The following is a 26008-nucleotide window of genomic DNA, read 5'->3' as shown; positions in this document are numbered from 1 at the left end:
GCAGGCTACTTTGAGTATGCATGACCGTCATATTCGGACGTGTCGGTGTATGCAGCGCAGCTCGTCAGTACGTCTCTGCCGTGGGGGGCCATGTCGGACCAGAACGCTTTCGAGTCGAACACATCGGGTGGGACCGACGGGCAGGTGGGAAACGCACGCGCCGCTGACGCGATCGAACTGATCGAGCAGGTTCTGGACCTGCTGTCGCGGGCGAGGGAACTGGAGCTCGCGTGGAGCGATCACCCTGAGGGTGAGGCGGGCGCGATCGACGTCGTCAGGCGGGAGCTGGAAGCCGTCCGCGGCGGGGAGCTCCGGATGTCGGTGGTCGCGCCGATGAAGGCCGGGAAGTCCACGTTGATCAACTCCGTCGTCGGCTATGAACTGCTGCCCGCCCGGGCGGCGGCCATGACCACGCTGCCGACCCGCATCGTGTTGGACCAGCGCGTGCACGAGGCCCAGCTGACGGACCACGACAACGACCACTTCGCCCCCGTCCTGGAACTTCGCGAGGAGGACGCGGCGCAGTTCAACCTGCTGGTCAAGGCGCTTCGTGCACATGTCTCCAAGCCGGTGGCCGGAGGCCTCCTCAAGCAGTACCCGCACCTCGCGACCCTGGTCAACGACATCCTGTCCGACAGGGTCGAGGACATCGGAGTGCGCTATGAGGGCAGAGCAGCCGTACAGAAGTGCCTGACGCTGCTCAACGACCTCGTGCGCCTCGCGGGGCGGGTGATGCCGGACGGCTGGAAGGCGGACCTCGCGGACGTCCCCGTGGTGCGTACGCCGTACTGGTCCGTCACGTCCCAGGAGGCCGAAGGTCCGGGGCGCCTGGTCATCGTGGACACCCCTGGCCCGGACGAGCACGACCTCGCGGACATGCTGACGGCGGTGGTCCGCAGGCAGCTCAGCGAGAGTCACATCGTGCTGGTCGTGCTCGACTACACCAAGATGGGCGGGAAGTCGGACGCACAGATCCGGGAGCTGATGGAGCCCCTGCTCAGTGTGGTCGGGACGGAGAAGCTCTTCGCAGTGGTCAACAAGATCGACCAGAAGCGTCGTGAGACGGATCTGGACGACGAGGGCATCGTGCGTTCGGCCTGTGCCAACCTCGGGCTGACCGATGCCCGGGCCTCCAGCCGGGTCTTCACGGTGTCGGCCGAGTGGGCCCTGGCGTCGGTGCAGGTGCTGGCGGCGTTGGCGCGATCCGATGACGCGCCCGTGGCGGACGGCAGCGCCGCACGGCTGGCCCGGCTTCTCTACCCCGTGGACTGGCAGGACCAGTTGGAGGACATGAGCCCCGGCCGACTGCGCAAGAGCACCAAGCGCGCGCTGGAGTTCAGCCGTATCAACCAGTTCCTCGTCTCCGTGGTGGCCTGGCTGCGCATGCGCGTGCTGCGGTTGGCCGTTGACGCCGCGCTGGACAAGGCCGCGGCCGAACTTTCCGATCTGCAGACCGCGACGCTGGCACGACGCGATCTCATCGGGCGCGAATCGGAGGACCTGGCGGCAGCGGCTCGCCAGATCTCCGCCGATCTCGATGCCATCGCGGGCTTCCGCAGCCAGGTGAGCTCTCCGTCGAAGCTGGCCGGCGAGCTCGCGGGCCAGCTGAGCAAGCGCGAGCTCAAGCGGGCCGAGGCCGAGGGCGAAGAGATCGTGGAGGACTTCCGCGACGCCATAAAAGCGGACAACTCCCAGTCCTGGAGCCGCAACCCCATGGCGATGCTCACCGGCATCTTCAGACGAGGTGACGGAGCTTTCGAGTTCGCCACCCAGGAGGCCGCGGAGGACTTCGTCCACACCCAGACCTTCTGGGCCCGGCAAAGGCTCGACGCCGTCCTCGAACAGGCTCGGACGCACATCGAGTCACGCGTGGGCGCGTCGGCCGAGGAGCAGGTCCGTCGCCAGAGCGAGCGGGTCCGGCCGGTGGTCGTACGGGCCGCGGACCGGATGAAGGACGAGTTCAACGTCACCTTCAGCATCCCCGCATGGGAACTGGGCAGGGCGAACGTCGCGGAACTCCCCACCGAACTCCAGACGGAGACCAAGGCCACGAGCCGCAAGGTCGAACGCGAGTATCACCAGCGCTCCTGGCGACGCCTGTGGCTGTGGAAGAGCACGTACGCCAAGACCGAGACGGAGATCACCGAGGAGCGGACCTACCTGGTGCGGCCCGATGCCATGGCGACCGGCCTGCAGGTTTCGTTCGAGGAGCGGCTGAAAGAGATCCATGCCGCCCTGGGCGGTCATGTCCGGGAGATGATCACACAGCAGGTGTCCCAGTACTACGACCAGGTCGAGGCGTTCCTCCAGCGGTACCGGCACATCCTGCAGCAGTCCGCCGAGGACAACCAGCTCCAGGAAATGCGCCAGGTCGAACTGCGGGAGTCCTTGACCGCCTTCCTGGACGCCACGCGGGCACTGCACAGTGAAGTGCGCCATCTACGTGATGTCTGAGACGGCGAACCCGCGGGCCGTACGTCCCCGGGTGATGCCGCTGCCTCACGACCTGTGCTGGATGCTCAGCAGTCTCCACACGGCCGCCGCCAAGGTGCTGGCGTCGGCCGACGCGGCCGGCGCCACGAGCCCTGCCGGTACACCGGACCGCCTCCGGTCCCTGCTGCCCGAACTGTCGGAGGCGCCTTCCGGACGCCTTGACTACCGGATCGCGGTGGTCGCCCCGATGAAGGCGGGCAAGTCCACGCTCCTCAACGCGGTCCTGAGCCGGGAGCTGCTCCCGTCGCGCGGCCCTGCCATGACGGTGCTGCCCACCTGCGTGGTGCCGGTCGCCGCGGAGAGCGTCCCGGAGCCGGTCCTCACGGTGCCCGGGTCCACCATCGAGGGCGTCACGGCACTCGCCCACCGGTTGGCCCGGCCCGGGCACCGGTCCGCTGTGGCCACCGCTGTCCGGCGGCACCCGCAACTGGCCGCCGCCGAAGCCCGGTTGTCCGCAATCGGCGTAGCGGGGCCGCCGCACCGCACCGTCGGAACCCGGGCGATCCGCGCGGCCCTGGCGGAGGTGAACGATCTGCTCCGGCTGGCACTGACAGCGCTGGCCCACGAGGACGTCCTGGTGCGGCTCCCCAGCCTGCAGCCGCCCGAAGTGGTGGTCCCCGTGCCCTGGATGGCCACGGATCCGGCAGGAGGATGGCTGGTACTGGTGGACACCCCTGGTCCGGACGAGGAGCTGCCGCCGGGCATGCTGGACCGCTTCGTCAGGCGGGAGATCCACCGAGCACACGAACTGCTGCTGGTCACCGACGCCACACGGCGCGACAACGAGGCCGAGCACACCGTCACCCGCATGGCCACGTCCGTTCAGAAGCCGGTGTTCACCGTCGTGAACCGGGTGGATCTGGCGGACGAACCACGGAACGCGTCCTCAACCCCGCCGCAGGGTTCCGGCGTACGCACAGCCGCCCGTCAAGGCCTGGCAGCGGCATGTGTCCTGTGGTACCCACCGGACGGCGAACGACGGCAAGAGGCCTCCGCCGCGGAGCGCGCCTTTCTGCGGACGGCGTTCCCTCTCGACTGGGAGCATCACGCCGACGTGCTGTCCGGAGCTGAGATCCGGAATCTGGCCCGACGGCAATGGGAGCAGTCCGGGGTGCCGGCGCTGCTCGACCAGCTGATCACCGTCCGAGCCCGCAACCCCGGTGCGTGGGCACTGGCCGACCTGCTCTCCCGCATCGCCCCGGTCGGCGATCCGGCCGCCGCTGTGTCAGGTCGCCCTCTCGCGCCACGTGACGGGATCACGATCCTGGCGAGCCGCCGGCAGCAGCTTGTCGAGAGGGCTCGGAGCCTGTACGTCCGTACTCCGATCACTTGGAGGTGATCCGCCGTGTCCGAGGACCTGTACCAACTCGCCCGGGACGTCCCCCTCGTGCCCGACCGGGTGATGCTGGAACTCGCCAACAGCGTGGTGGTCGCCGATGACTTCACCCGTTTCCGGCAGGAGCAGGGGGTGATCCGCGGCCTGCTCGCCGGGATCGTGGGGAAGGAACGTCGCCGCGAGCTGCTCACCACGCGTGCCCTCATCGACGGCCAGCAAGCCCTGATCGGCTGGGTGACGGAGCTGTCGGGGCATGTGCAGGTCTCGGACCTGGCCCTGCGCCGGGTCGCGAACTGCCTCGGGGAGACGCGGCGCCGCTCGGAGTCGGACACCGCGCGGTTGTCGGCACGGCTCACCGAACTCGCCGAGGTCGTGGCACGGGTGGCCGAGGTGTGCGAGGAGCGGTTCACGCGGATCGAGGACCGGGTGTCGGCGCTGGAGCACCGGCAGGCCTTGACGGAGTTGCGCCTCAGAGCCGACGACGGCTTCGCCCTGTCCACTGGACGCTGGGCCTCCGGGCAGACGTACGCCACGTTCCCGTGGCCTCTCCAGGTGGTGCTCCTGGCCGCGGAGGTCGCCAACGGTCCGGCTGGACTCTACGGCCATCGGACCGGCGACAAGACCTTCGACGAGCGACTGGTCAACAAGATCATGACCACGCCGCGCCGGGATTCCCCGCAGGGGAGGTTCGTCGTCACCGACCTCCTCGACCAGGCATGCGGCTCGCTGGTGGGGAGTGAGCGCCAGTTGGTGGCGGAGCTGCTGGGCAGCGGTCTGGAGACCTCCCTGGTCGCACCCACCGGGGCGCTGGTTTCCGTCATCGGCAGTGCCGTGGAGCTGTGGGCCCTGCCTCAGGGGGCGAGGCCGGCCGCCCCCGCGAAGACGGCGTTGGCGCTCGTGCAGCGGCGCCACGGGATGTGGACCCCCCGTACCAGCAGTGCACGACGCTTCGTCGAGCACGTCGTGGCCGAGCAGACCGCCGCGTCCCGCACGCTGCGTCGGCGGTTCACCCCGACCGGAGAACAGCGCGGCGAGCCCGGGGGAGGGCACCTCGAAGGACCGGACGCAGCCCCGGCCGGAGGGCTTCTGCCATGACCGGTCTCGACGATCTCGCGGCCGCAGCACGGAGTACGGCGGCGGGCCGGACGGGCGCCGGTCCTGAGCCCAGGAGGGTCGAGCAGCTCCCTCCGGCGCCTCCCGTGTCCGGTGCCATCAAGCCCAGAGTCGGTCTGGTTCTGTCCGGTGGCGGCGCCAAGGGCGCCTATCACGTCGGCGTCGTGGAGTGCCTGGCGTCGGCCGGTGTGCACATCGACGCCGTCGCGGGCGCCAGCATCGGCGCGCTGAACGGGGCGGTGCTCGCCTGCGCCGGGGACCTGGAACAGGGAGCGGTGGCCCTGCGCGCGATCTGGGACGAGGTGGCGGCATACAGCGCGGTACCGGAACGGCGCGGCGGGGTCGCCGACAGTCTCGGCGTGCCTGTCGAGGAAACGACCTCGGAACAGCTCAGGCTGCTGCTCCCGCGGTTGACCGGGCAGGTCGTCCGCCCCACGTACCTGGAAGGGCTCGTCGCCACCCATGTCGACCCCGGCCGCCTGGACGGCGGAACGCCGTTGTGGGTATCCGCCTTCCCTGCCCTGGAGGAGCTCGACGTACTTCACGACTGGGGCTGGGTCCTCGACGTCCTCCGCTCCAGACTCGGCACACGCGCGGAATGGCTGCACGTCAACGCGCTGCCGCCGGAGGAACGTCAGCCGGCCGTGCTGGCAAGTGCCGCGCTCCCTGTGATCCTGCCCGCACGACGGGTGGACGGGCGGCTCTTCAGGGACGGCGGCATCGCGGACAACACTCCGGTAGGAGCGCTCGCCCATCGTGAACAGTGCGACATCGTGATCGTGGTCCACCTGACCGACGGCGTGCTGTGGGACGCCCACGATTTCCCCGGCATCGGCGTCATCGAGATCCGGCCGAGCCGGCCCTTGCAGATGCCCGGCCCGCTCGGTGGGACGACCGCCCTCGTCGACTTCTCCCCGTCCCGGCTGCACAGCCTGCGAGAGCTGGGCAACCGGGACGCCACGAGCATTCTGGAGGCACTGGGTGCGCAGGTCTCCGCGGTGTGGGGGACACGTACCGCCGAGCAGTCGATGCTGGACGCCGTCGCCAGGTTGGAGTCCGCTACCGGAACGGACTGAACGACGGCGCTGATGGACTGTGCCGTTCTCATGCCCCACTGATCCTCCGCCCGCGGCGTTCCGCTCCCAGCCGGGCGTAATAGTCCACGAGCTCGGGAGCATCCACCGTCGCCCGGTTGACCACCTGCTCGGCGGGCGCCCCCTGGAGCGACGTGGGCGCGGAGCCGCTGCACGGTCACCTCGTATCCCGGGCCGGTCTCGTCGAGGGCGATGATCGCCACGTCGTCGTCGGTGAGGTTGCGCAGGGCGTGGTGGGTGTAGTTGAGGGTGGCCCCTGGGAACCAGCGGGCGCCCGGCATGGTCTCCCGCGCGCCAGAAGCCTTCCAGGTCGGTGACCGACCAGCGGTGCAGGGCGGCGTAGTCGGCGTCGGCCGCCACGCCCCGGTGCCGGCCGCCCAGCGGGTGAAGTCCACGATGCGGCTGGCCGCCGCGGCCTCCGGATCGGGGGGGGTGAAGAACGGCTCCGGGTACTTCATCTTGGTGCTCCTCAACAGGCTTCGGGCAGTGGTGGTGTGCGTGCGGTGTGCAGCAGGGGCGCCCAGGACGCCATGGCCGTGAACGCGTGGGCGCCGCGCGGGACCACGTCCATCACGACCCGGTCCGGCCGCAGGAGTACGGCGTCCGCCCGCCCGGCGCGCAGCCAGGCCGCGAGCCGGCCGTCGTCGCCGAGGCCGGTCACGAGGACGGTCCGGGCGCCGAGGGCGTCGGCGATCGCGCGGAGGGAGGGGGAGGGTGGCCCGGCCGTCAGGACCGCCAAGGAGTCGCCCAGCAGGTCGTCCATGCGGGTGCGGTGTCCCTGGGGACCGGCCGTCACCCACGGTTGCGGGCAGAAGCGGCCCACCAGACGGCGGCCCGCCCCGTGGGCCCGGCGGCAGACCAACGGGCCCGCGGTCAGGGCCGGACCGAGGTCGCGGGCGGCGGCCGTACCCAGCCCGGGGATGCGAACGGCCGCGTTCAGGGCACCGCGCCGGAGAGCGGCGGCGCCGTCCTGGCCGCCGGTCATCGCCCAGCCCATGGCGACCGCGAGGCGGATCATGTGGCGGGCGTGCGGCTTGCGTTCGCTCTCGTACGTGTGCAGCAAGCGCTCGTCCGCGCCCCGCCGGAGGACGGCGGCGAGCTTCCAGGCCAGGTTGTGCGCGTCCCGCAGGCCCGCGCACAAACCCTGCCCGATGAACGGCGGGGTGAGGTGGGCCGCGTCGCCCAGGAGGAAGACCCGGCCTCGGCGCCAGCGGTCGGCGATCCGTGCCCGGAAGGTGTACCTCGCCTGGCGCAGCACCTCGAAGTCGGCGGCGTGCGCCAAGTCCACCCATGGGGCGACCAGTTCTCGCAGCCGCTCCCGAGTTGGTTCCGTGTCGTCCCGAAGGCGGAACTCCCAGCGGTAGCGATCCTCGCCGATGCGCATGAACGTCGCCGGGCGCCGTGGATCACAGATCTGTTCCACGCCCTCCCAGCAGCGGACCGGGAGGCTCGTGCGGACGTCTACGACGGTCCAGCGCTCCTCGAAGCGCAGGTCCTCCCAGCCGGCGCCGATGGCCTCGCGCGTGAGGCTGTTGGCGCCGTCGCAGCCCAGGACGGCGTTCGTCCGCAGTACGTGTTCGCCCGTGTCGTCTCGGTACGTCACGCGCACCGGACCGTCCTCGTCCTGCTCCACACCGAAGACCTCCACCCCGCCGCGCAGCTCGCACTCCGGCGTGCGCGCCAGGGCCTCGCGCAGCACCCGCTCCAGCTCCGGCTGGTCGAACATGCTGGTCTGCGGGAAGCCGTTGGCTCCCTGCGCGGCGCGCGGGAACTCGGCCAGCACCCGGTGCCGGGCGTCCAGCAGCCGTAGCCCGCGTGCGGGGCGGGCGATCGCGGCGAACTCTGCCTCCACACCAGCGGCCTGGAGGATGCGGCGGACCTCGTCGTCGGCGGCGACGGCGCGCGGCAGGGGGTAGACGTCGTGGTGGCGTTCGAGGACGACGGTTCGTACGCCGCGCCGGGCCAGGAGGAGGGCGGCGGTCACGCCCACGGGTCCGGCGCCGACGATCACCACGGGTACGTCGGCCGAGGTGTGCTCGATCTGCTCGAGGTGCTCGGTGGTCATGTGCGGCTCACCAGGTCTCAGGTCGCGCGGTCATTCCGCGTGGGACACGGGCGTGCGCTGCTCCCCGAGGTCCATGCGCCCGTCCGGGGTGGCGATGGTCGCCGTCACCACATCGCCGTGGCGCAGGTAGCGGGGGTTCTTCGCCTGGCCCTTGAAGAACGCCCTCCACTTCATCGCGGGCGGCAGTAGCGCGGCGATCTTCTCGACCGGCTTCGGTGGGGCCTTGAGGGCGGTGCCGCCGGGTGTGCCGGTCAGCAGCAGGTCGCCGGGGTCGAGGGTCTGGAACCGGGCCAGCAGGGTGAGCGCCCGGGCCGGACGGACGATCATGTCAGCGAGGGTGCGGTCCTGGCGTGGCTCGCCGTTGACCGACAACCTCAGCCGCAGGTCGGGGAGATGGGCGAAGTCGTCCGGCTCCAGCAGGCAGAGGACGGGGCCGGTCGGTGTGAAGGTGGGGTACGACTTGCTCTCGTAGAACTGCGTCCTGGTCAGCTGTACGTCCCGAGCGCTGACGTCGTTGGTGATCACCAGCCCGGCGACGTACGACGGCAGATCGCCTTCCTCTACGACGGTGCCGACGCTCAGCGGCGCGCCCATGACCAGGCCCAGTTCGATCTCGTAGTCGAGGAGCCGCACGTGCGGCGGCCGGACGATGGTGTCCTGCGGGCCGCTGAGCGAGCCGGACGCCTTGCGGAAGAAGGCGGGCGGGATGTCGCCGGTGAAGCCCGAATCGCGGGCGTGGCTGCGGTAGTTGACCATCTGGGCGACCACCCGGCAGGGGGTGGTGAGGGGGGAGAGGGGTACCAGGTCGGCGACCGGTGTGCCCGCCTCGCCGGACAGAGACGCCTCGCGTACGGCGGTTCGGTCGGTCAGCAGTTCGGCCGTGGTGACGGCCTTGGTGTCGACGGGGACGGCGCGGTCGCCGAGGGCGACCCACCAGCCGTCGGCGGTGCGCAGGACGTTGGTGCTCATGTCGGTTGCCTTTTCACGGGAGAGATGGTCAGGAGTTCGCGGCCTTCAGCAGGCCCAGCAGTCGTGCCGGGTCCAGTTCGTTGTCGCCCCGCAGGGCCTGGACGACATCGCGGACCCGTTGCGGGGAGGGGCTCGCGCCGAGGAAGTCGCGGGTGGCCGGCGGGCCCCACTGGGCCAGGCCGCTCGTCGACATGGGCGCCCAGCCGGGCTCGACGTCGCAGGAGAACAGGTCGCCGTCGGCGTAGTGCTCCAGCATGAGGCGGTCGGGGTCGCGCCAGTAGTCGAAGAGCTGGCTGCCCTGGATGTGCCGGCCGATGCCCCAGCTGCGCCGGTAGCCGCGCTCGGCCAGGTACTCGCCGCCGGCGGCGATCGAGTCCAGGTCGGTCACCTGGTAGGCGGAGTGGACGTAACCCGTGCCCGGCCCCAGATGCATGGCCAGCGTGTGGTGGTCCACGGCCAGGCCGCCCTGGTCGCAGCGGATGAACGCCATGGTCGGGCCGCGGTCGCGCTGCCCGTCCAGGAAGAGGAAGTCGGACACGATCATGCCGAGCGTGTCCAGGTACCAGTTCAGGGACCGGGTGAACACGCGGGTCTCCAGGACGACATGGCCCAGCCGCTGGATGCGGGACGGTTCGCGTGGGGGCCGTTGAGTGGCGTTCGTACGGCAGTGCTCGGTGCCGGTGTTGAGGAGGAGCGGCCGTTGTTCGGGCAGCGGCGGCAGGTCCTCGCCGCAGTACGCCACGCGTACGGGGAAGCCCGAGGGGTCGAGCAGGTCGACTGCCTTTCCGCCGCCCGGCACATCGGTGTCCCGTACGGCCGTGCCCGTCGCCCGGGCCAGCCGGTCCAGGTCGGGCCGCTCCGCCGCGCGGAAGGCCGGGCCGATGAAGCGGGACGTACGGCCGCGCCGGATCACCATGCACGGTGAGCCCGCGAAGGTGCCGCGCAGCCACAGTTCCCGCTCGGTGCGGGCGGCGATGGCGAAGCCGAAGTCCCGGGCGAAGACCTCGGCGCGGTCCAGGTCCGGCTTCTCGAACTCCAGCCAGGCCAGGTCGGCCACCTTGATCACCGGGTTCCGGGAGCGACCGGGGGGTTCGCCGCGCAGGGCGCCCTGGTCGCTGTGGAGGTCCTGATGAGCCGTCTTGGACATGACGTCCTCCCACCAACCTTTCCGTAGTGATGAAATCATCAGCATTGACTCTTCGATCGTCAATACCTGCTCCCAGTGCAGGCTGAGGATTTCGTCAGAACTGTGACGCCCTGAGTCGGGTTGTTAGACTCGCGCGCATGCCGTCGTCAGCCCCGCCCCGCAACCGCTTCGAACGGCGCCGTGCCGAGACCCGTCAGGCACTCGTCCGCGCGGCGCGGCAGATCCTCGCCGAGACCGGGGACACCAGCGCGAGCATCCAGCTGATCGCGGAGCGCGCGGACGTCGGCTTCGGCTCCTTCTACAACCACTTCGAGTCGAAGACGGAGCTGTTCGACGCGGCGGTGCGGGACGCCCTCGAAGAGCTGGGCCAGGCCTTCGACGAGCATCTGCGGGATGTCGGCGACCCGGCGGAACTCGTCGCGACCGGTTTCCGCCTCAGTGCGCGTCTGGCCGACTCCCGGCCCGAGCTGATGCAGGTGCTGCGCCATCGCGGCCTCGGGTACATCCACTCGGAAGCGGGCCTGGCACCGCGCGCGGTGCGTGATCTGGAGGCCGGTATCGCCTCCGGCCGGTTCACCATCGCCGATCCCACCGTCGCCGTGACCGCCCTGGGCGGCTCGCTGCTGGCGCTGGTCGAGCTGCGGTTCGCCCGGCCGGAGCTCGACGGCGACGAGGCCGCGTCCAACCTCGCCGAGATGCTGCTGCGCATGCTGGGAGTGCCGCCCGAGGACGCCCGTGACGTCGCCCGCCGCCCCCTGCCCGACCTCGACTGACAGGGGCTTGAGCGCCATGACCAAACCCGTCGTCCGCGAACCGCTGCGCCGCAACTCCCGTTCCAACCGGGCCCGTATCCTCGCCACCGCCCGGCAGGAACTCGGCCGGAACCCCGATGTGACCCTGGAGGAGATCGCCCGGGCCGCCGGGGTGGTCCGCCGTACGCTCTTCGGGCACTTCCCGGGGCGCGCGGCCCTGCTGGAGGCGCTCGCCGAGGAGGCGTCCGAGACCCTGCGCGGCATCGCGGCCGGAGTCCCCGACGCCGAGGAGGCGCCGGAGCGGGCCCTGGCCCGGTTCGTCCTGTCGATCTGGCCCGTCGGCGACCGCTACCGGCTGCTCCTCGCGCTCGCCCGCCAGGATCTGGGCACGCAACGGGTGTCCGAGACCCTCGCCCCGGCCCGTGACGAGGCCACCGCGATCCTGGAGCGCGGGCAGCGCGCGGGCGTGTTCCACGACCATCTGCCGGCGGCGGTGCTGAGCGCGGCGCTGGAGGCCGTCACCCTCTCCCTCCTGGAGAGCGTCAATACGGGTGCGTGGGAGGACGACGGGACCCGGACGGCGGTGGCCTCGCTGGTCGCCGCGGGAGTGTCGGACGAGGCGGCCACGGCGATCGTCCGGGATGTGGCATCGGAGATGCGGGACGGCGACGCGTCCGACAGCTGATCGCGGCGGCACTGGTGAGCCGCTGACCTGCGTGTGAGTTCATCCCGGGGGCCGCATGGTGGTGTCCGCTCCCACCGCGATCAGCGCCGCCCTCGCGCTGCGCGTCCCGTCGTCGCTCCAGGCGCCGGCGTTCACGCAGTCCAGGAGGGCGAGGAGGAGTTTCTCCAGTGCTCTGGCGAGCGGGGCCGGTGGGATGGCCGTGCGGAAGACGCCCTGTCGCTGTCCGCGTTCGATGATCGCCGTCGCCATGTCACGTGCGGGGGCGAGGATTTCGTCGACCCGTGCCGCGCCCAGGTCCTGCGGCGCGAGTCTCAGCAGGATGCGATAGCGGTCGCCGACCGGCCAGAGGGCCAGGACGAAGTGCCGTAGGGCGGTGGCGGCGTCGTCAGGGGGGCCGGGGGTCGCCGCCAGGGCGCCGCGCAGTGCCTCCGCGGCCTCAGTGGCGAGGCCCTCCACCAGTGCGGACCGGCCCGCGAAGTGGCCGTAGACCGTGCGGCGCACCACCCCGGCGGCCTCGGCGATGTCCGTGAGGCTGCTGTCGGGGTCGCGGCCCAGTTCCCGTCTCGCCGCTTCCAGGATGCGGGCCCTGGTGGGGCGTGCCGGGCGGCGTGGGCGGGTCATGGCGGATCTGACCTCCGGGCGACGAGGGAGGGCGGCTCGACGGGCGACTCGATATTTGCACACCGGTGGGCAATAAACTAGTCTGCACATCGTTGGGCAAATAACTGCCCCGTCGCATTGCCCGCCGCTTCGCCCCCGAGGAGCCTTCGATGCCGCTGCTTGCCGACACGCCCGCCGAGAAGACGACAGCCCCCTATCCACGGCGCTGGTGGGCCCTGCTGGTGCTCTGCCTGAGCCTGCTGATCGTCGTCATGGCGAACACGTCGCTGATCGTGGCGGCGCCGGACATGACGAAGGACCTGGGGCTGACCAGCAGCGACCTGCAGTGGGTCGTCGACGGCTACACCGTCCCGTACGCCGCGCTGATGCTCGTCCTGGGCGCGATCGGCGACAAGTACAGCCGTCGCGGGGCGCTGGTCCTCGGTCTGCTGATCTTCGCGGGCGGCTCGGTGATGGGCGGCATGGTCGACGAGACCACCCTGGTCATCACGGCCCGCGCGATCATGGGCATAGGCGCCGCCGTCGTCATGCCGGCCACCCTGTCCCTGCTGGTCGCGATCTTCCCGAGGGGTGAGCGGGCCAAGGCCATCACGGCCTGGAGCGCCACCTCGGGCCTCGCCATCGCCGCCGGTCCGCTCGCCGCGGGCTGGCTGCTGGAGAGCCACGCCTGGGGCTCCACCTTCCTGATCAACGTCCCCATCGCGGTCCTCGGCGTCGTCGGCGCGTTCCTTCTGGTGCCGGCGTCCAAGGCCGAGCGGATGGGTGCCATCGACTACGTCGGCGGGCTGCTCTCCATCGTCTCCATCGGCTCGCTGGTCTACGCGGCCATCGAGGGCCCGCACTTCGGCTGGGGCACCGGCCCGATCACCGCGGCCGTGGCCGCCGGTGTCGGCCTGCTCGCCTTCGTCGCCTGGGAGCTGCGCCACCCCAACCCCATGCTGGACGTGCGCAAGTTCAGGGAGCGCCCCTTCAGCGGGTCGATGCTCGCGGTGCTGTTCTTCTTCTTCGGCACCTTCGGCTCGATCTACTACGCGACCCAGTTCCTGCAGTTCGTCCTCGGCTACAGCGCGCTGGAGACCGGCGTACGGCTGCTGCCGCTGGCCGGAGCCGTCTTCGCCGGTGCCGCGGTGACCGGCCGGCTGGCCCCGAAGCTGGGCGTGAAGCTGGTGGTCGGGACCGGTATGGCGCTAGGCACGGTGGGCGTCCTGCTGCTCACGCAGATCGAGTCGGGCTCCACCTACACCGACTTCCTGGCGCCGCTGCTGCTGCTCGGCTTCGCGATCGGCCTGAGCCTGTCCCCGGCCACCGACACCATCATGGGCTCCTTCCCCGAGTCGGAACTGGGCGTCGGCGGCGGCGCCAACGACACCGCCCTGGAACTCGGCGGCGCCCTCGGCATCGCCGTCCTCGGCTCGCTCCTCGCCACCTCCTACAAGGACAAGCTGACCGACCTGGTCGGCGGGCACCTCCCGGCCACCGCGATGGACACCGCCCAGGACTCGGTGGGCGGCGGCCTCGCGGTCGCCGAGCAGGTCGCGAAGACCCCCGACGGCGGCGCCCGGCAGGCCCAGGCCCTCGTCGACGCGGTCCACGAGTCCTTCGCCCACGCCATCGCCCAGACCAGCCTCGTCGGCGCCGTCATCATGGCCGCCGGAACCATGATCGTCATCGCCGTGCTGCCCGGCCGCAAGGCCACGGTCGAGCCCGGCGACGACGACCCGGCGGCAGAAGCGGACCGGGACGAGGAGTACGCGGAGTCGGCCCAGCGGTAACGCCGCCCGGCCTACCCCCGCAGGAACCCGGTGAAGGACCTGGCCCACCCCTCGACGGTCTCCCTGGTGAACAGGTCCGTCGAGTACTCGAAGGTGACCGTGATGCGGTCGCCTTCGGGCGCGATCACCACGTACAGCTCGTTGCGGGCCACGCCCCGGACGGGGAGGGCGTGTACGGCGGTCGAGACGCCCTGGAGGTCCAGGGCCGGTGGCTCCGTGGTGATCACCGTGAACAGGACCGTCGGGAACAGGGCGCCCTTCAGGTCCGGTGACACCAGGGACACCACATCCGTCAGGGGGAGTTCCTGATGGTCGAGGGCCGTGAAGAGGGAGGCGCCGAGTCGCGCGACCAGGTCGTCGAAGGTCTCGGCCTCGCCCAGCCGGGCGCGCAGCAGTACGGCGTCACCCAGGAGGCCCACGATCTCCGAGCGGTCGCGCCGGACGCGGTTCGCACTGGACGCCGCCAGGACGATGTCGTTCCCCTCGCCGCACAGGTCGCCCAGCCACCTGGCGAACAGGGCCGCCAGGACCGTGTAGGTGGTGGTGCCCAGGCGGGTCGCCGTGTCGGCCAGGAGGGCGGGGGTGTCGTCGTCGATGACCCAGGTGTGCAGGGCGCCCCGGCCGGACAGCGTGCCGGGGTGCGGATGGTCGTAGGGGAGGGACGGGCGCAGGGGGACGCCTTCGAGTTCCGTGCGCCAGAAGCGTTCCAGGGCTGTCCTGCGGTCGTCCGGCAGGGCGTGTTCCGATCGGGCGTAGTCGGTGAACTGCCTTATCTCATCTTGCAGTTGATGAGTTCTTCCCGCCCGTCGCGCGTTGTACAGCTCCGCCAGGTCGCGTCGGACGATGCCCAGGGACCAGCCGTCGCAGACCGCGTGGTGGAAGACCGTCACCAGGATCCAGTGGTCCGGGGTGAGCCTCGCCAGACGGAAGCGGTGCAGCGGGGCCCGGTCCATCGCGAAGGGGGTGGACATCTGCTCGTCGCACCAGTGGTCCACCGCGTCCGCAGACGCCCCCGTGAGGTCGGTGACCGGCAGCGGGACGGGGATCTCCGCCAGGACTTCGACCTCGTACTGCCCGTCCTGCCGCCGGACGGAGCGGCTGCGCAGGGCGTGATGGCGGGCCACCAGGTCCGTGAGGGCCTGGTGCAGGGCGCCGGGGTCCACATCGCCGCGCAGGTCCATGCGGTGGGCGATGTTGTAGACGCTCGGGTCGGTGAGCGCGTGGTGGCGGCGCCACAGTCGGCGCAGGGTGGACGGCATCGGTGCGGTGTCCACGACACGGGGACGGGTCGCGATGCCCCGGATGGTCGGATCCAGGAAGAAGTCGGCCATCGTGAGGTCGACGCCGGCCTCGTCCCGCATGCGGTTCAGCAGCCTGATCGCGCTCAGGGAGTGGCCGCCGAGTTCGAAGAACGACGTGGTGACCGGGACCGGGTCCGCCTCCAGCTCCTCGCACCACAGGTCGTGCAGCGTCTTCTCCAGGACCGTGGCCGGTACGGCGGCCGGAGCCTCGCCGGAGCCGTCGCCCGGCTCGGGCAGGGCGGCGCGGTCCAGCTTGCCCGAGGCGTTCACCGGGAGGCGGTCCAGGGACACCCAGCGGCGGGGCACCAGATGGTCGGGGAGGTCGGCGGCGAGTGTGGCGCGCAGGGGGTCGAGGCCGGCCGTCGGGTCGGCGGGGACCACGTACGCGACCAGTTCCGTGTCGCCGTGGCGGTCGCGGCGCGTGAGGACCGCCGCGTCCCGGACGGACGGGAGTGCCGTCAACGCCGCCTGGATCTCGCCGGGTTCGACCCGGTAGCCGCGGATCTTGACCTGGTCGTCCGCCCGGCCCAGGTAGTCCAGGCTGCCGTCCGTCCGCAGACGGCCCAGGTCGCCCGTGCGGTACAGCACCCCGCCCGTGCCGTCGTCGAGGAACGCCGCGGCGGTCTCGGCGGGGCGGTCGTGGTAGCCGTACGCCACCGGCGTCCCGCCCACATGGATCTCGCCGACCGCCCCGACCGGGACCTGCCGGCCCGTGCCGTCCAGCAGCAGGACGCGTGCTCCCGGCACCGGGGTGCCGATCGGCGGCCACTCCTCGCCGTCCGGGTCGACGCGGTGCGAGGTGACGATGACCGAGGTCTCCGTGGGGCCGTACTGGTTGTACAGCGCGCAGTGCGGGTGCGTGGCGAGGAAGCGGCGGAACGCGGGGGTGAGCTGGAGCGCCTCGCCGGCCGAGAACAGCTCGCGCAGGGAAGGCAGTTCGGGGGCGGTCTCCATCAGGTACTTCAGCGGGGTGCAGGGCATGAACATCCGCTGCACCTCATGGCGGCGCACCGCCTCGGCCACCGCCGCCGGGTCGTGCCGTACCGCGTCGTCGACGAGGACCAGCGCGGCTCCCGAAGCCAGCGTCGTGAAGATCTCCTGCACGCTGACGTCGAACGCCGGTGACGTCCATTGCAGGGTGCGCAGGGCCGGGTGGCGGCTCAGCTGGCCCCGGATCAGATTCGCCGGGCCCCGGTGGGGTACGACGACGCCCTTCGGACGGCCGGTCGAGCCCGAGGTGTGGATGCAGTACGCCGGGTCCTCCGGGCGGGCGCTGTCCGGTACGGGGCCGGTGGGGAGTGTGTCGTCCACCTCGTCCATCCGCTGGACGGGCAGTCCGGTCGCCAGCTCCGGGTGCGTGGTGAGGGCGGTGTCGGAGGTGAGGAGGAGGGCGGGTGTGGCGTCGGCGAGCAGCAGTGCGAGACGGGGGGTGGGCAGGGACGGGTCGAGGGGGAGGTAGGCCGCCCCGCTCTTGAGCACCGCGAGCAGGGCCGTGATCAGGTGCGGGCCGCGCGGCAGGAGCACCGCCACCCGTTCCCCGCGTGCCGCTCCCCGGGCCCGGAGCTGCCGGGCGAGACGGTCGGCCGCCGCGTCCAGATCCGCGTAGGAGAGCCGCTGGTCCCCGCTGATCAGCGCCACGGCTTCCGGAGTGCGGCGGACCTGTCGCTCGAACAGGCCGTGCAGGGTGCCGGGGGAGGACTCGTCGTCCACGCCCGCCGGGTGCTCCCAGCGGGCCAGGGTCTCGTGGTCGGCGGCGGTGAGGGCGGTCAGTTCGGGGAGGGGCGCGTCGGGGGCGGCCAGGGCGCGGCGCAGCACCTGCTCGACGTAGTCCACGAAACGGCGCACCGTGGTCTCGTCGAAGAGGGCCGTGTCGTACTCGACCATGAACCGGACGCCGCCCGTGTGATGGGTGAGATAGACGCTGAGGTCGAACGGGGCACGGGCGCTCGGCACATCGAGCAGGGTGGCCGTCAGACTCGGCGGGTCGAACGGGGCCTCGCCCTCGTTCTCGTACTCCACCATCACCTGGAACAGCGGATTGCGCCCCGGGTCGCGACGCGGGTTGAGCGCGCCCACCAGCTCGTCGAAGGGGACGCCGCTGTGTTCGTACGCCGAGGTGCTGCTCTCGCGGACCCGGCGCAGCAGGGCCGGGAAGTCCGGGTCGCCGGTGAGGTCCAGGCGCAGCGGCACGGTGTCGAGGAACAGGCCCACCTGGTCCTCGGCGCCGGCGGGACGCGCGGCGACCGCCGTACCGATCACCACGTCCCGCTGCCCGCTGAACCGGCCCAGGACCGCGCCGATCGCGCCGGTCAGCGTCATGAAGAGCGTGGCGCGGTGGCGGGCCGCGAACGCCCGCAGGTCGCCGGTCAGTTCGGCGTCGAGGGCGTGGGTGAGGCTCGCGCCCGCGCCTGATCTGACCGGCGGGCGGGGGCGATCGGTGGGCAGGGCCAGCTCCGGCGCGTCGCCGAGTCGTTGCCGCCAGAAGTCGAGGGACGCGGGGTCCGGCTCGGCGGTCGTCGGCAGGTCGGACAGAGGCGGTGGTACGGAATCCCCGCCCCGCCGGGCGCGGTAGTACGCGGCCAGGTCGCGGGCCAGGACGGCCGTGGAGGAGGAGTCGAAGACGATGTGGTGCGCCATGAGGAAGAGCAGGTGGTGCTCCGGAGCGAGGCGGAGCAGGCGGGCCGCCACCAGCGGGCCCGAGGCGAGGTCGAGTCCGTGGTCTGCCGCGAGCAGCGCCCGCAGGGCCTCCTCCTCCGTCGCACCCGTGTGGTCCTCCACCGGGCAGTCCAGCGGCATACGGTCGCTTATCTCCTGGTACGGGACACCGGCCGTGTCACCGAAGACCGTGCGCAGCGCCGGGTGCCGGTCGGCGACCCGGTCCAGCGCCCAGCGCAGCGCCGCTACGTCCAGGGGGCCGTCCAGCCGGATCGCCTTGGGCTCGTGGTACATGGCGGTGCCCGGGTGCAGTTGCTCCAGGAACCAGATACGGCGCTGGGCCGGGGTGAGGGGGGTGCGGGGCGGCGTACGGCGGGGCTCGGGCAGGGACCGCGCCTCAACTGCGGGGGTCGCCCGGCGCAGGCGGTCCAGCACCGGCAGCGCAGCCAGCACCTTCTCCTTCGGTACGCCGAAGTCCACGAAGCAGGCGATCTCGTCCGCTCCGGCGGCCAGCAGCCGCGCTACGGTCTCCGCCGCCGTGCGCTCGTCGCCGATGAGCGCGCGGGACTCGCAGTAGCGCTCGTAGGCGCGTCCGAGAAGGAACTCCACGTCCTCCTCCGGGGTGTTCTCCAGGTCCACCTCGAAGCCGAGACTGTTGGTGACCTGGTCGAAGAGGGAGAGGGAAGACCGCAGATACGACAGGAACGGCCGGTACGCCTCGGCCCGCGCCCGCTCCGCGTCGTCCTCCAGGTACGTGTGCACGAGCACCACGACCCGCCCCGCCGCCGGGTCCAGACCGTGCTCGGCACGACAGCGCCGGTACAGCGCGATGTTCTCGGCCAGCTGCTCCACCGTCTGCGTCATCAGATTGGTGACCACGCCGAGGTCCTCGGCGGCCGCCCGGCGGTAGCTGTCCGGGTTCCCGACGACGGCCACGTACATCGGCGGCCGTTCCTGTACGGGGCGCGGGTGCAGGCGGATCTCCACCGGGGAGCCGTCGCCCGCCGTGGTCTCCAGCGCCTGCCCCGACCACAGGTCCCGTACGGCCGCCAGCTGCTCGTACATCACCTCGCGGTGCCGGCCGAAGTGCTGCGGGGCGAGAGCGAAGTCGGTGGCGTGCCAGCCGCTCGCGAAGCACAGGCCCGCCCGGCCGCCGGAGATGTTGTCGACGACCGACCACTCCTCGGCGACCCGGGCGGGATGGTGCAGCGGCAGCACCACGGAACCGGCGTGCAGCCGGACCCGGCTGGTCCTCGCGGCGAGGGCCGCGGCCAGGACGGAGGGGTTGGGGAAGAGCGCGCCGAAGGAGTTGAAGTGCCGTTCGGGGAACCACAGGGCGTGGAAGCCGTGCTGGTCGGCGAAGTCGGCGGCGGCCATGATCAGGCCGTATTTGTCGTGGTCGGAGTGCTGGGGGTAGTCGCCGAAGAAGTAGAGGCTGAAGTCGACGGCCCCTGAGAAGGTGGCGGGCTCGGGGGCGAGGGGCGCCGGTACCGGTTCCGGAGTGGTCGGTGCCGTGATGGTGCCGGGCGCTGCCGCGAGTACGTCCAACTGGCGGGAGATCATCCCACCCACCTGGTCCACCAGTTGCTCCGCCAGCCGTAGTTGCTGGCCGAACAGGGCGTGGAGGTCCGAGGGCGCCTCCTGGGGAGCGGCGGGCGCCGCCGGTGGGTCCTCGGCCACGGGCTCCCGCACCACCGGCGCGGCCACCGGTGCGACAACTGGTGCGACCACCGGCGCGTCGTCGCCGCGCAGTCGCGCGACGCGTTCGGCCAGTCGGCGCGGTGTGTCGGCCGAGTCGAACACCTCACGGACCGGGACCCGGACGCCGTAGCGCTGTTCCAGCTCCGTCGTCATGCTCATCAGGGAGAGCGAGTCGGCGCCGAGTTCGAAGAAGGAGCTGTCGGGGGTGACGTCGGCGGTCGGGCGGCCCAGCTTGTCCGCCGTCAACTGCCGTATCGCGTCCAGGACTTCATCAGTGCGCGGTTCCGGCCGCTCCGGTGCCGACACCGGTGTCCCGGTTCGGTACGGCACCCTGCTCCGGCGCAGGGGATGCCCGGGGAGCGGCACCCGGCCCCCGTCGTCGCCGGTGAGCGTCCGCCAGTCCAGGTCGGCACCCCTGCGGTACAGCGAGCCGAGCGCCGTCAGGAACCCCTCGGCCTGTTCGGCGGCCCCGTCCCCTTCGCCCTGACCGCTCAGCCAGCGGCTGTCGGGGACGCAGTGCCGGCCGAGCCCGGTGAGGGTCCGCCCGGCGCCGGTCTCCACGAAGTCCCGGAAGCCCTGCTCGACGGCCGTGTCCATGGCGAGGTCGAAGCGGACCGGCTGCCGTGCCTGCCGGCAGAGGTACTCCACGTCGACCGTCCAGCCCGCCGGGCGCGGCTCGCCGTCGGCCGTGGTCACCAAGGGGGTGTGCAGCGGCCGGTACGTCACCTCGCGCGCCCGGGTCCGGAACTCGTCCAGCGCGCTGTCGATGTCCGCGGAGTGGAACGCCCGGTCGACCGGCAGCGCACGCCACCGCAGGCCGTCCAGGTCGAACAGCCGTGCCGCCTCCTTCAGGGCCCCCGGCGGCCCCGAGAGCACCTGGGCGTGCGGGCCGTTGACCGCGGCGAGTTCCGCACCGGCGGCGTCCGCGACGCGTCGGGCGGTGGCCTGGTCGGCCCGGACGGCGAGCATGCCCCCGGCCGGGCAAAGGGCCTGCATGAGGCGCCCGCGCCAGGCGGTGAGCCGCAGCCCGTCCTCCAGGCTCAGGGCGCCGGCCGCGTACAGGGCGGCGTACTCGCCGACGCTGTGGCCGAGCAGGAGCCCGGGGCGTATACCGGCGGCCCGCCAGGCGTCCGCCAGCGCCGCCTGATGGGCGAAGAGGGCGGACTGCGCGGTCTCGGTGGGCCAGATGTCGTCTTCCGCGGAGGGTCCGGCGTGACCGGGGGCGGCCAGGAGCGGTTCCAGCAGGCTGCCGCCGAACTCCCCGACGTAGAGCTTCTCGCACCGGTCGAGCGTGGCCCGTGCGGCCGGGTGCGTGGCGTAGAGGCCGCTCGCCATGCCGTGGCGGGCGCTGCCCTGGCCCGGGAAGGCGAAGGCGACCGGACCGGGAGGTGCGGCCTCGAAGCGGACGTCTTCCTCCAGCGCGCGGGCGAGTTCCCCGGCCGTGCGGCCGACCACGGCGGTGCGTGCCGGGCGGTGCGGTCTGCCCAGGGCCAGGGTGGCGGCCACGTCGGTGGCCGGGAGGTCGGGCCGGGCCAGCAGCCGGTCGCGGAGCCCGGCCGTGAACTCGGCGAGGGCCTCGGTGTCGCGGGCCGACACGGGGACCAGGACGGGACGTTCGAGAGCGGGTCGGGGGCGAGCGGGCGGGGCCTCCTCCAGCACCACATGGGCGTTGGTGCCGCCGACACCGAGTGCGCTGACCCCGGCCCGGCGGGGCACACCGTCCGGCACCGCCCAGGGCCTTAGCTCCGTGGCCAGCGTCAACGTGCCGTCGGCCAGCGGGAGTTCCGGGTTGGGCCGGTTCAGGTGCGGTGTCGGCACCAGGGTGCGGTGGCGCAGCATCAGGACCGTCTTGATGAGCCCGGCCATCCCGGCACAGCTGTCGAGGTGCCCGATGTTCGGCTTCACCGAGCCGACGACGCAACCGCCGGAACGGCCCGAGCCCCCCGCGTCCTCGCCCAGCACCCGGGCCAGCGCGGTGAGTTCCACCGGGTCGCCGAGCCGCGTCCCCGTGCCGTGCGCCTCCACGTACGAGATCGTCCCCGCGGGGACGTCGGCCCTGCGCAGGGCCTGCCGTACGACCTCGGCCTGCCCCTCGACTCCGGGTGCGCTGAAGCCGACCTTGGCGGAGCCGTCGTTGTTGACCGCGGAGCCCAGGATCACCGCGTGCACGGTGTCGCCGTCGGCCAGCGCCCGGTCGAGGCGCTTGAGCAGGACGGCGGCCACGCCGTTGCCGCCGACCGTGCCGTCGGCCTCCGCGTCGAAGGCACGGCACCGTCCGGTGGGGGAGAGGATCGACCCGGGGTGGCTCTGATAGCCGGACTCCTGGGGCAGATGCACGGCCGCGGCGCCCGCCAGTGCCAGGTCCGTGTCCCCGGTCAGCAGCGCCTGGACCGCCAGGTGCACCGCGACCAGCGACGTGGAACAGGCCGTCTGCACACCGATCGCCGGGCCGGTGAGACCGAGCCGGTAGGCGACCCGGGTGGCGAGGAAGTCGGGCTCCTGGCCGATGGCGGTCTGCATTCCGGCGGCCGGGTCGGCCGGGTCGTACGGCGAGCCCGTCGCGGACGGCTGCTGGTGGTCGTAGAGGTTCATGCCCGATCCGGCGAACACCCCGACCCTGACGCCCGGCGCGGTCGCCGCGTGGCCGCCGTCCTCCAGTGCCTGGTGGCAGCACTCCAGGAACAGCCGGTGCGCGGGATGAGTGAGCCCGGCCTCCTTGGGGCTCAGCCCGAAGAAGTCCGTGTCGAACTCCTCGACGCCGTCGAGGACTCCGGCGACGGGTACGTGGCCGGAGGCCGTGAGCTGCGGCTCGCCGAAGACCCGGACACTGTCCACGCCGTCCCGCAGGTTCGCCCAGAACCCCTCCGCCGAGTGCGCGCCGGGGAAGCGCAGCGCCAGTCCGATGACGGCGACCCGTCGCTCGGGGGAGGTGACCTCGTCGAAGACCGCCTCGGGCCCGGCCGTCGCCACCGGCCCGCTCGCGAGATGCGTGGCGAGCGCCGTGACCGTCGGATGCTCGAAGAACGCGGTCTGCGCGATCGGTATGCCGAGACGTTCCGTCAGCCGGTTCCGCAGGCGCACCAGGAGTACGGAGGTCAGTCCGAGTTCGTAGAACGGCACGTCCACGTCGACCGGGCGGCGGCCCAGTACGGCGGACAGTTCCTCCCGGACGGCCCGGGTCACGGTGTCCGCGTCCGGCCGGGCCTCCGGGGCAGCCGTGCCGTCGAAGTCGCCGTCGATCAGCCTGCGCTGGAGTTCCGCGCGGCGCACCTTGCCCGCAGGCGTGCGCGGGAACTCGTGGGCCGGCACGGGCAGGACGTACGCGGCGGTGAGTCTGAGGCGGGTGAACAGCGCCGCCTTCAGCTCCGTGACGATCCGGGTGTCCTCGGGGGCGCCGCGGCTGACGAAGAACACCGCGAGTTCCTCCGTGCCCCGCTCCGGATGCGGGATGCCGCACGCGGCGATCTCGCCCTGCCGGACGCCCTCGACGGCGGTGGCGGTCTCCTCCACCTCGTGGCAGTACACGTTGTGGCCGTTGAGGATGATCAGGTCCTTGCGCCGGCCCGTGATGACGACCTGGCCGGAGTCGAGGAAGGCCAGATCGCCCGTGTCCAGCCAGTCCCGCCCGGCGGGGTAGGCCGCGGCGTCCGCCTCGGGGTTGTCGACGTAGCCGGGGGTGAGCCGCGCGGGGGAGTGGACCTGGAGCCGCCCGATCCGGCCCGGCGGGGCGAGGTCGCCCTGGTCGTCGACGACGCGCAGGGTGACGCCGTGCGCGGGCGAGCCGGAGGCGACGAAGGTGACGCAGTCGGCGTCCGGGGCGTCCGCACCGGCCGGGACCAGGTCTCCGCCCACGCTGCTCTTGAGCAGGCGGTGCACGGTCCCGGGCCGGTCGAGCCGGCCGTAGGTGACGGCCGTGACCGTCTCGGCCATGCCCCACGCCGGGGCGATCTGCTCCTCGCGCACCCCGTACGGGGCCGTCGCGTCGAGGAAGCGGCGCAGCACCGGCAGCACGACCCGCTCGCCCCCGCACACCAGGGACTTGAGGCCGCCCAGGTCCCAGTGGCCGTCGGGCCGCTCGGCGAGCGCGTCCGCGACCAGCCGGTAGGCGAAGGTGGGCGCCCAACTGTGTCGCGCCCGGTGTTCGTGGAGGAGGTCCAGCCAGCGCAGCGGGTCGGTGAGCACATGCTCGGTGGGCGCGTGGACGTTGGTGCAGCCGGTGAAGACCGCGAGCAGGTGGTACAGCAGGAAGGCGCCGCTGTGGTCGACCGGCAGCCAGTTCACCATGGTGTCGTCCGGGCGGACGTCGAGGATCCGCCGGCTGCTCGCCGCGAAGTCGGCCAGCCCGGCGTGCGTCAGCCGCGCCGCCTTCGGTACGCCGGTGCTGCCCGAGGACAGCATCAGCAGGGCGGTGTCGGACGGGTCCGGCGTGACGTGGTGGTCGTCGGCGTCCCCGGCCGGCGTGTTCAGGCAGTCCCCGGAGAGGGCGACACGCGGTGCGGGCGTGGCGTGGGCGAGTGCGGCGGCGCCGGGCGCGTCGGTCAGGACCAGGGGCCGGTCGAGTAACGCGCAGGCCTCCCGCAGCCGTTCGAAGGCCGGGGATCCCGGCGCGGGATGCTCGGCGATGGCCACCGGCAGGGCGCCGCCCAGCACACAGGCCCAGAAGGCGGGGAAGAACTCGGCGAGCGGCAGCCCGCACAGCACCACCGTGTCGCCGCGCCGCAGCCCGTGGGCCCGCAGGCCGGCGAGCATACGGCGGGCCGCGTCCAGCAGTTCGGGATACGACCGCGAGGCGGTCGTGCCGTCGGCGGCGACGGTGACGACGGCCCCGCCGGAGGCGGACCGGGCGGCGCTCAGCAGCGCCCGCACGGCGTCGACCGGATCGGCCTCGGTGCGCTCGGGCTCAGGGCCCTGGCAGAGGGCGTGCCCCCGTAGACGTTCCATGCGTGTTCTCTCCCTTTTCCCCGCTGGTGGACGAACGGTCCGGTTCCCCGCTGGTGGACGATCGGTCTGAGTGGTCCCGGTCTCTACGCGCGTCGCGCCGCCGGAAGGTGAGCAGCAGCAGAAGCAGCGCCCCGCACGCCGCCGCCCCGTGGAAGACACCCACGACGGCGAGCGCGGGCACGGCCTCGAGCGCGGCCGCGGCGGCGATCGTGCCCAGGGCGAACCCGGACTGCTCGGCGGTGGCGGACAGTCCGAACAGCCGGGCGCGCTGCCGGTCGGGGGCCGCCTGGAGGCGTGAGGTGTAGACGATCTCGGTCCAGCCGTCCGCGAACCCGGCCGCCACGGCCGCCGCGATCAGCGCCGGGGCGGGCGGTCCGGTGAACGCGGCCACGAAGCACAGCGACATCGCGCAGGTGCCGACGGCGAACGCGCGCTCGCCCCAGGACGTCCCCTGCGAGCGGCGTTTGAGGACCTGGTGGGCGAGCAGGGTGCCCACCGCCCACGCCGCCCAGAACCGGGCCATGAACACCGCCGGGTCGGACGGCTCGGCCGCGTGCGCCGCCAGCGGCAGGGCGACGTTGTGCGACGCGGAGGCCAGCGCGTCGAGCCCGCGCAGCGCGATCAGGGCGAGCAACGGGCCCGCGAGGCCCGCGATGCGGCGCCGCAGCCGCCCGCCACGCTTCGGCGCGGACCCGTCCCCGTCGTCCTCCGTACCGCCCGGGTCGCTACCCGAGGCCCCGTCGTCGCCGGTGTCCGTACGGGGCCGGAGCAGCAGTACCGCCGCGGCGGACACCGCGAAGCTCGCCGCGTTGACCCCGAACGCGACACCGAAACCGCCGAGCGAGATGACCGGCGCGGCCGACGCGAAGCCCAGCACCGTGGCGACGGACCGGGCCGTGACCAGCACGCCGTTCGCCCGGGCGCGGTCGTCCTGCCCGACCATGACCGGAACCGCGCTGCGCAGGGCGACGTTGAAGTACGTGTTCCCCGCGCCCAGTACGACCACCGCCCCGAGCAGCACCCACAGCGGCGTGCGCGACGCCCAGAGCGCGAGCACCACCATGGCGAGGGTCTGGGCGAGGTCCGTCGCCACCATGACGGTCCGGCGCGTGAGCCTGGCGGTCACGGCACCGGCGGTGAGACCTGCCGTGACACCGGACAGCAGCCGCACCGCCATCACCGCGCCCACGCCCAGGGCGCTACCGGTGACCTCGTACGAGAACAGGCTGAGCGCGATCAGATTCAGGTAGGTCCCGTAGGCCGACACGGCGTGCGCGACCACCAGGGACCGGAACCGTAAGTCCACCCCCGTCACCAGACTCCTCAACCCACAAGGGCCAGGATTCGGCCGCTCGGCATATTC

General features: G+C 72.3%; 13 protein-coding genes and 1 pseudogene. 7 read left to right on the top strand and 7 right to left on the bottom strand.

Annotated elements, in window-relative coordinates:
• Positions 1–144: 144 nt before the first annotated feature.
• From ACFT4A_RS16215 to ACFT4A_RS16200, 4 genes are read left to right on the top strand one after another with little or no spacing between them, the layout of a single operon-like run.
• Positions 145–2454: a dynamin family protein gene (locus tag ACFT4A_RS16215; RefSeq protein ID WP_382830395.1), complete on the top strand. Its 2310-nt coding sequence runs from the start codon at positions 145–147 to the stop codon at positions 2452–2454.
• The gene (locus ACFT4A_RS16210) at positions 2447–3832 is read left to right on the top strand and encodes a dynamin family protein (RefSeq protein ID WP_382830394.1); all 1386 of its coding nucleotides are present in this window, start codon (positions 2447–2449) and stop codon (positions 3830–3832) included. Before ACFT4A_RS16215 ends, ACFT4A_RS16210 begins: the two co-directional genes overlap by 8 nt.
• A gap of 6 nt (positions 3833–3838) precedes the next feature.
• Complete coding sequence (locus tag ACFT4A_RS16205) at positions 3839–4924, top strand: hypothetical protein (protein ID WP_382830392.1); 1086 nt, start codon at positions 3839–3841, stop codon at positions 4922–4924.
• Complete coding sequence (locus ACFT4A_RS16200) at positions 4921–6018, top strand: patatin-like phospholipase family protein (RefSeq protein ID WP_382830389.1); 1098 nt, start codon at positions 4921–4923, stop codon at positions 6016–6018. Before ACFT4A_RS16205 ends, ACFT4A_RS16200 begins: the two co-directional genes overlap by 4 nt.
• A 107-nt stretch (positions 6019–6125) precedes the next feature.
• Here the strand turns inward: ACFT4A_RS16200 and ACFT4A_RS16195 are convergent.
• The 4 genes and pseudogenes from ACFT4A_RS16195 to ACFT4A_RS16180 form a co-directional block, all read right to left on the bottom strand.
• Positions 6126–6494, bottom strand: a pseudogene (locus ACFT4A_RS16195) (acetoacetate--CoA ligase); the annotation flags it as partial.
• Positions 6495–6505: 11 nt separating this feature from the next.
• Positions 6506–8101 (bottom strand): bifunctional 3-(3-hydroxy-phenyl)propionate/3-hydroxycinnamic acid hydroxylase, encoded by a 1596-nt coding sequence (locus ACFT4A_RS16190; protein ID WP_382830386.1) that lies wholly within the window; start codon positions 8099–8101, stop codon positions 6506–6508.
• A 30-nt stretch (positions 8102–8131) separates the two neighbouring features.
• A complete protein-coding gene (locus tag ACFT4A_RS16185; RefSeq protein ID WP_382830385.1) occupies positions 8132–9070 on the bottom strand; it encodes a fumarylacetoacetate hydrolase family protein in 939 nt (312 codons plus the stop codon).
• Between the two features lie 28 nt (positions 9071–9098).
• A complete protein-coding gene (locus ACFT4A_RS16180) occupies positions 9099–10217 on the bottom strand; it encodes a VOC family protein (RefSeq protein ID WP_382830383.1) in 1119 nt (372 codons plus the stop codon).
• Positions 10218–10354: 137 nt separating this feature from the next.
• On the opposite strand from ACFT4A_RS16180, the gene ACFT4A_RS16175 reads away from it, so the two are divergent.
• Entirely contained in the window at positions 10355–10990 is a 636-nt protein-coding gene (locus ACFT4A_RS16175) for a TetR/AcrR family transcriptional regulator (protein WP_382830381.1), read from the top strand.
• A gap of 16 nt (positions 10991–11006) precedes the next feature.
• On the top strand, positions 11007–11654 hold the full coding sequence (locus ACFT4A_RS16170; RefSeq protein ID WP_382830379.1) for a TetR/AcrR family transcriptional regulator: 648 nt from the start codon (positions 11007–11009) through the stop codon (positions 11652–11654).
• 39 nt (positions 11655–11693) lie between these two features.
• On the opposite strand, the gene ACFT4A_RS16165 is transcribed toward ACFT4A_RS16170, so the two are convergent.
• On the bottom strand, positions 11694–12275 hold the full coding sequence (locus tag ACFT4A_RS16165) for a TetR/AcrR family transcriptional regulator (protein ID WP_382830376.1): 582 nt from the start codon (positions 12273–12275) through the stop codon (positions 11694–11696).
• Between the two features lie 149 nt (positions 12276–12424).
• On the opposite strand from ACFT4A_RS16165, the gene ACFT4A_RS16160 reads away from it, so the two are divergent.
• Positions 12425–14047, top strand: coding sequence for an MFS transporter (locus ACFT4A_RS16160; protein ID WP_382830374.1), 1623 nt, complete (start codon positions 12425–12427; stop codon positions 14045–14047).
• A gap of 11 nt (positions 14048–14058) precedes the next feature.
• On the opposite strand, the gene ACFT4A_RS16155 is transcribed toward ACFT4A_RS16160, so the two are convergent.
• Positions 14059–24645, bottom strand: coding sequence for an amino acid adenylation domain-containing protein (locus ACFT4A_RS16155; protein ID WP_382830371.1), 10587 nt, complete (start codon positions 24643–24645; stop codon positions 14059–14061).
• The gene (locus ACFT4A_RS16150; RefSeq protein ID WP_382830369.1) at positions 24605–25951 is read right to left on the bottom strand and encodes an MFS transporter; all 1347 of its coding nucleotides are present in this window, start codon (positions 25949–25951) and stop codon (positions 24605–24607) included. Before ACFT4A_RS16150 ends, ACFT4A_RS16155 begins: the two co-directional genes overlap by 41 nt.
• Positions 25952–26008 lie beyond the last annotated feature (57 nt).

Source organism: Streptomyces sp. NPDC057099, assembly GCF_042671245.1.
GTDB lineage: Bacteria > Actinomycetota > Actinomycetes > Streptomycetales > Streptomycetaceae > Streptomyces > Streptomyces purpurascens.
The sequence above is the reverse complement of the archived record's forward strand: the minus strand, read 5'-3'. Positions and strand labels throughout refer to the sequence as shown.

Bases quoted from the DNA above. Each gene is read 5' to 3' on its own strand.
- ACFT4A_RS16175 (WP_382830381.1), top strand. From the start codon at position 10,355: ATGCCGTCGTCAGCCCCGCCCCGCAACCGCTTCGAACGGCGCCGTGCC.
- ACFT4A_RS16180 (WP_382830383.1), bottom strand. From the start codon at position 10,217: ATGTCCAAGACGGCTCATCAGGACCTCCACAGCGACCAGGGCGCCCTG.
- ACFT4A_RS16190 (WP_382830386.1), bottom strand. From the start codon at position 8,101: ATGACCACCGAGCACCTCGAGCAGATCGAGCACACCTCGGCCGACGTA.
- ACFT4A_RS16200 (WP_382830389.1), top strand. From the start codon at position 4,921: ATGACCGGTCTCGACGATCTCGCGGCCGCAGCACGGAGTACGGCGGCG.
- ACFT4A_RS16160 (WP_382830374.1), top strand. From the start codon at position 12,425: ATGCCGCTGCTTGCCGACACGCCCGCCGAGAAGACGACAGCCCCCTAT.
- ACFT4A_RS16210 (WP_382830394.1), top strand. From the start codon at position 2,447: ATGTCTGAGACGGCGAACCCGCGGGCCGTACGTCCCCGGGTGATGCCG.
- ACFT4A_RS16165 (WP_382830376.1), bottom strand. From the start codon at position 12,275: ATGACCCGCCCACGCCGCCCGGCACGCCCCACCAGGGCCCGCATCCTG.
- ACFT4A_RS16185 (WP_382830385.1), bottom strand. From the start codon at position 9,070: ATGAGCACCAACGTCCTGCGCACCGCCGACGGCTGGTGGGTCGCCCTC.
- ACFT4A_RS16170 (WP_382830379.1), top strand. From the start codon at position 11,007: ATGACCAAACCCGTCGTCCGCGAACCGCTGCGCCGCAACTCCCGTTCC.
- ACFT4A_RS16155 (WP_382830371.1), bottom strand. From the start codon at position 24,645: ATGGAACGTCTACGGGGGCACGCCCTCTGCCAGGGCCCTGAGCCCGAG.